The 6,000-nt window shown below is 63.6% G+C and carries 7 protein-coding genes; 1 reads left to right on the forward strand and 6 read right to left on the reverse strand.

The features are described 5' to 3' along the window. Positions 1-42: 42 nt before the first annotated feature. The 6 genes from OQE62_RS13460 to ffh form a co-directional block, all read right to left on the reverse strand. Complete coding sequence (locus OQE62_RS13460) at positions 43-795, reverse strand: DsbC family protein (protein WP_265722556.1); 753 nt, start codon at positions 793-795, stop codon at positions 43-45. A 312-nt stretch (positions 796-1,107) separates the two neighbouring features. Then, positions 1,108-1,458, reverse strand: coding sequence for a 50S ribosomal protein L19 (gene rplS / locus OQE62_RS13465; protein ID WP_265722557.1), 351 nt, complete (start codon positions 1,456-1,458; stop codon positions 1,108-1,110). A gap of 116 nt (positions 1,459-1,574) precedes the next feature. Then, entirely contained in the window at positions 1,575-2,366 is a 792-nt protein-coding gene (gene trmD, locus OQE62_RS13470; RefSeq protein ID WP_377535612.1) for a tRNA (guanosine(37)-N1)-methyltransferase TrmD, read from the reverse strand. Further along, a complete protein-coding gene (gene rimM / locus OQE62_RS13475) occupies positions 2,363-2,911 on the reverse strand; it encodes a ribosome maturation factor RimM (RefSeq protein WP_322746577.1) in 549 nt (182 codons plus the stop codon). Before rimM ends, trmD begins: the two co-directional genes overlap by 4 nt. Before the next feature lie 25 nt (positions 2,912-2,936). After that, on the reverse strand, positions 2,937-3,176 hold the full coding sequence (gene rpsP, locus OQE62_RS13480) for a 30S ribosomal protein S16 (protein ID WP_265722558.1): 240 nt from the start codon (positions 3,174-3,176) through the stop codon (positions 2,937-2,939). A 205-nt stretch (positions 3,177-3,381) separates the two neighbouring features. Continuing rightward, the gene (gene ffh / locus OQE62_RS13485; protein WP_265722559.1) at positions 3,382-4,791 is read right to left on the reverse strand and encodes a signal recognition particle protein; all 1,410 of its coding nucleotides are present in this window, start codon (positions 4,789-4,791) and stop codon (positions 3,382-3,384) included. Between the two features lie 317 nt (positions 4,792-5,108). On the opposite strand from ffh, the gene OQE62_RS13490 reads away from it, so the two are divergent. Beyond that, the gene (locus tag OQE62_RS13490; protein WP_265722560.1) at positions 5,109-5,909 is read left to right on the forward strand and encodes a cytochrome C assembly family protein; all 801 of its coding nucleotides are present in this window, start codon (positions 5,109-5,111) and stop codon (positions 5,907-5,909) included. Positions 5,910-6,000: the final 91 nt, after the last annotated feature.

Below are 6,000 nucleotides of genomic sequence, written 5' to 3' on the forward strand. Positions count from 1 at the left end.
GTGGCTGGAGGGGGCCGCCACCGACCACTGCTCACTCTCCACTCAGATACCCAGAGCCTCGGTCATGCGATCCGGCGGCAGGTAGCCCGGCACCACGCTGCCATCCTGCATCACGATGGTGGGCGTGCCGCGCACGTCGATCGCCTCGCTGCCCAGCTTGTACTGGCTGGCCACCGGGTTCTGCTTGCAGACATCCAGCGGCACGTTTTCGCGGTTCTTGAGTGCAGTCAGAGTCTTGTTGGGGTCGTCCGCGCACCAGGCAGTGGCGACCTTGCGATAGCTGAGGGAGTTCAGGCCCGCGCGGGGGAAGGCCAGGTAGCGCACCTCAATGCCGCGGCTGTTCAGCTCGGGCACGTCCTGGTGCAGCTTGCGGCAGTAGCCGCAGTCGACATCGGTAAAGACGTAGATATGCGCCTTGGTCTCACCCTCGGGGGAGAAGACGATCATATCGTCGATACTCTGCGCCTCCATGATTTTGGCGCGCTGCCCCGTGCGGCGCTGCTCGGACAGGTTCGCCATGCCGCCGCCGGCCTTGACCCGGTAGAGGTCGCCGAAGATGAAGTGACCTCCGTCCCCGGAGACAAACAGCGTATTCGCGCCGCCGTCCACGTCCACTTCGTACAGGCCACTGATCGGGCTCTCGCGTACTTCCCCGTAGTTGGCCTTGGGATTGCCGGCCTCGAGGCGCGCCTTGATTGTTTTGGCCACTTCCGCGTCGACTTCCGCCTGGGCGGCCGGACCCAGCAGGGCGAAGAGTGCGCCGACCAGCATCAGCGACTTGTTGAAAAGGGTCATTCCCGATAGCTCCTTTGGTTTCTTGGCTTCGACCTGAATCCGTGGCTTCAGGGCGTCAAGAGCTTGCGCTCTGCATCCGCCGTGAAGTCACGGATTCAGGTCCGACTCATTCGTCGGATTCCGGTTCCGCGGTGCAGCCAGTATGGCATTTATTGGCGACATATGGCTCTTGTGGCGCGTTTTACCATATCCCGCCTGCCGGAACCATGAATCGGGTCTAAGCGGGGCGATGATGCCCCCATTTCCCCGCCCCGGACATAAAAAAAGCCGGGACATTGCTGCCCCGGCTTTTCAGACGCGTTTAGAGACAACTCAGTTGAGCTTCTCTTTAATGCGCGCCGCTTTACCAGTCAGGTTGCGCAGGTAGTACAGCTTGGCCTGGCGCACGTCGCCGCGGCGCTTGACCTGAATGCTGTCGACCAGCGGGCTGTGGGTCTGGAAGGTACGCTCAACGCCGACACCGTGGGAAACCTTGCGCACGGTGAAGGAGGAGTTCAGGCCGCGGTTGCGCTTGCCGATCACAACACCTTCGAAAGCCTGCAGACGCTCGCGGTTGCCTTCCTTTACCTTGACCTGAACGACGATGGTGTCGCCCGGGGCAAAGGCCGGAACTTCACTCTTCAGTTGTTCCTGCTCCAGCTGCTGGATGATTTTATTGCTCATTTGGAATACTCCCAAATAGATTATGTAGCTTCTCAGCTAGGTGGCCGGATTACTCACGCCTCCCGGCGAATCCGGCGTTTTTCACAGACAGTGGCCGGCAATCAGTGAGCCATTGCTCACTGGTCCCCGGTCACTGCCCTCCGCTGCCGCCGGATTTCCTCCAGCAACAGCTTCTGTTCACCGTCCAGCTCCAGCCCTTCCAACAGGTCCGGGCGGCGCTGCTCGGTGCGCGCCAGCGCCTGCTTGAGGCGCCAGCGGCGAATCTTTTCATGGTTGCCGGAGAGCAGCACCTCCGGCACCGACCTGCCGCGGTATTCTTCCGGGCGGGTGTAGTGGGGGCAGTCCAGCAGCCCGCTGGCGAAGGAGTCCTCCACCGCCGACTGATCGTGCCCCAGTGCGCCGGGTATCAGCCGCGTAACGGCGTCCACCAGCACCATGGCGGCGAGTTCGCCACCACTGAGGACATAGTCACCGATGGACCACTCCCCGTCGATCAGCGTCTCGACGATACGCTCGTCGATCCCTTCGTAGCGCCCGGCCAGCAGCACCAGGTTGCCCGCTGCGGACAGCTCCTCGACGCCATCCTGGTCCAGTTGCCGCCCCTGGGGCGACAGGTAGATACTCTGCGCGCCGGCGCCACCCTCTTCCGCCCAGGCGCGCGCGGCGGTGAGCGCCTGATACAGTGGCTCCGCCAGCATTACCATGCCGGGGCCGCCGCCGTAGGGGCGGTCGTCCACGGTGCGGTGGCGGTCGCTGGTGAAATCGCGGGGATTCCAGCAGCGCACCTCCAGCAATCCGTCCCTGACCGCGCGGCCGCTGATACCGTATTCGGTCAGCGCGGCGAACATCTCCGGAAAGATGCTGACCAGGGCGATACGCTTGGCGGGCACCGCTTCTAACCCCGTCAAAACGCCGGATCCCAGACGACGGTGACGACACCGGCATCCAGGTCGATACGGGTAACAAATTCATCCGGCAGGTACGGAATCAGGCGCTCGCGATCGTCCTCGCCGCCGCGGACCACCAGCACATCGTTGGCGCCGGTTTCCATCAGCCGCTGGACGCGCCCGAAATCGTACTCGCGACCGTCGAAGTGGCTGATCACGTGCAGCCCTTCCAGTTGGTGCCAGTAGAATTCACCCTCTTCCAGCCGCGGCATGTCGCTGCGACGGATGGCGATATCGCGCTGGCAGTAACGCGCCGCGTCGTTGCGGTTGTCCACCCCCTCGATATGGGCGATCAGCCCCTTGCCGTGGCGACGCCCGCGATCGATCTTCAGCGGCTCCCAGCCGCCCTGCCCCTGCAGCCACCAGCGGTCGAACCGCAGGATATTGTCCATCGGCTGGGTATGGGAGTACACCTTCACCCAGCCGCGGACACCGTAGACAGCGGTAACGCGCCCGACAGTGACCAATTCGGCGGCTGCGCCGCTGTTCCGGTCTATTGGCGTCACAGGGGCACCCGCGCTCCGGTTCAGATCAGGCAGAGTCTTTCAGCAGCTTGCTGACGCGATCGGATACCTGGGCGCCCTGGCCAACCCAGTACTCGATGCGCTCGCGGTCGATGCGCAGACGCTCTTCCTGACCGCGTGCAACCGGGTTGAAGAAACCCACACGCTCGATGAAACGACCGTCGCGGAATTTGCGGCTGTCGGCGACTGTCAGGTGATAGAACGGGCGCTTTTTCGCACCGCTGCGAGCCAGACGAATGGTTACCATGTAGCTTTCCTGTAGTTTCAACACACTTCCGACCGCCGGTAGGCAGCCGAATAGAAATCAATAGCCGACACCTGCCGGCTGAAAGGCGGCGTATTCTAATGGACGCGCCGGGGTTTGTATAGCGCCGGGAGCGCGGAGCTCCAGCTCCGCTTGCGGGCCGCGGGCCCGGCAACCGGTTGCGGGGTTGACCACCGGCACTCCCGACTTACTTCTTGCGGAATCCCGGGGGCAGACCGCCGGGCATGCCGCCCATGCCATCGGCACCGCCCCCCATGCCCGGCATGCCACCCATACCGCGCATCATCTTGTTCATGCCGCCGCCCTTGAACTTCTTCATCATCTTGCCCATCTGCTTGTGCTGCTTGAGCAGGCGGTTCAGGTCCTGCACCTGGGTGCCGGAGCCGGTGGTGATGCGGCGCTTGCGGGAGCCGTTGAGAATATCCGGGTTGCGGCGCTCGGCCGGGGTCATGGAGCTGATGATGGCGTCCATCCGCTTGAACTCCGTACCCATATCGGCCTTCTGGGCCATCTGCGCCATATTGCCCATGCCGGGCATTTTCTCCATCAGGGAGCCCAGGCCACCCATGCTCTGCATCTGCTGCAGCTGGTCGCGCAGGTCCTCCAGGTCGAAGCCCTTGCCCTTCTTTACCTTTTTGACCAGCTTTTCAGCCTTGGTCTTGTCGATTTTCTGCTCGGCCTCCTCGATCAGCGACATGATGTCGCCCATACCGAGAATGCGCGAGGCGATGCGGTCCGGGTGGAAGGTCTCCAGGGCGTCGGTCTTCTCGCCGACACCGATAAACTTGATCGGTTTGCCGGTCACATGGCGCACGGACAGGGCCGCACCGCCGCGGGCGTCGCCGTCCGCCTTGGTCAGGATGACGCCGGTCAGCGGCAGCGCGTCGTTGAAGGCACTGGCCGTGTTGACCGCATCCTGGCCGATCATGGCGTCGATCACGAACAGGGTTTCCGCCGGCTCCAGGGCGCCGTGCAGCTCGCTGATCTCGCCCATGAGCTGCTCGTCGATATGCAGGCGGCCGGCGGTGTCCACGATCAGCACGTCGGCAAACTGCTTGCGCGCCGCGTCCATTGCGCCCCTGGCGATATCCAGCGGCTTCTGGTCGCCGCTGGACGGGTGGAAGATGGCCCCCACCTCGCCGGCCAGGGTTTCCAGCTGGTCGATGGCCGCCGGGCGGTAGATATCCGCACTGACCACCATCACCTTCTTCTTTTCCCGCTCCTGCAGGTATTTGGCCAGCTTGGCCACACTGGTGGTCTTGCCCGCGCCCTGCAGGCCCGCCATCAGGATCACCGCCGGCGGTTGCACGGCCAGGTCCAGCGGTTCGGCGGCCTCGCCCATCACCTTGACCAGCTCGGCTTCCACTATCTTGACGAACTGCTGCCCGGGATTCAGGGCCTTGCTGACCTTCTGCCCCACCGCCGCGGTGCGCACCTGTTTGATAAAGGCCTTCACCACCGGCAGGGCAACATCCGCCTCCAGCAGCGCCTTGCGCACTTCGCGCAGCGTATCGCGGATATTGTCTTCCGTCAGGCGCGCTTTACCGGTGACCTGCTTTAAGGCAGACGACAATCGGTCGCTGAGGTTGTCGAACATGGATACGTCCCGATTTTGCTGTGACTGGCCATCCGGCGACACTCTCGTCCTCGTCGGATAGCGGAAATTCGCGGGCGCCGGCCGGGCGCCCCGTCCAAGGCGCGGCAGTATAGCTCAGGAGGGGGAGCGCAGAAACACTGTGCGCAAACCGGCCTTCCGGGAAGCGGTCTGGAATCATCCTCAAAGCCACGGCACCCCGCTCGGCACAGCGACCGGTCGACAGGAGATATCAAACGGCCCCCTGGCGAATGACTTTCCTGTATCGGCGCGCTGTGACACACTGCCGCCCTGATCTGAACGGAGAGACGGATTTATCCATGGCGACGATCGCCCACTGGACGGCAATTGCACTCTACCTGGCCACCACTATTGTGGCCGCGCACAGCTTTATCCGACAGCGCCAGCCCGGCAGGCCGCTGCTGCTGGGACTGCTCGCCGGAGCCCTGGTCGCCCACGGCCTGTCCCTCGCCTACACCCTGGTGACCGCCGGCGGCTACCGCTTCGACCTGCTGGCGATGCTGTCCCTGATCAGTTGGACCGTCAACCTGCTGATCCTGATCCTCGCCGCCCGGCACCCGCTGCAACTGCTGATCCTGATTCTCGCCCCCGTCGGCGCCCTGACGGAACTGGCCGCCGTGCACGACTGGGGCGGCGTGGCGCCGCGCCAGCAGTTGTCTGCCAGCATCGCGGTGCACGCACTGCTGTCCATCGTCGCCTATTCGCTCCTGACCCTGGCCACCCTGCAGGCCATCTACCTCTACTACCAGAACCAGCAGCTGCACAACCACAAACCCGGTGGCATCAGCCGCTTCCTGCCACCGCTACAGACAATGGAATCCCTGCTGTTCGGACTGGTGGCCTTCGGCCAGCTGCTGCTGACCGCGGCCCTGATCACCGGCTTCCTGTTCGTGGACAACATCTTCGCCCAGCACCTGGTGCACAAGACGGTACTGTCACTGCTGGCGTGGCTGCTCTACAGCATCCTGCTGTGGGGTCACTGGAAAAAGGGCTGGCGCGGCAATACCGCGGTGCGCTGGACCCTCGCCGCCTTCGCCGCGCTGATGCTGGCCTACTTCGGTAGCAAACTGGTACTCGAGGTGATACTCCAGCGAGGTTAGCGTGGCTGTTCGTACTAACTCAAGCTTCGGAGTTCGTGGTGCCTGCAGGCGCACCCCGCTCCAGCTCCCTGAACTGAACCCCGAAACTTGA

It is taken from the genome of Microbulbifer halophilus, assembly GCF_026183675.1.
GTDB classification, from domain to species: domain Bacteria; phylum Pseudomonadota; class Gammaproteobacteria; order Pseudomonadales; family Cellvibrionaceae; genus Microbulbifer; species Microbulbifer halophilus.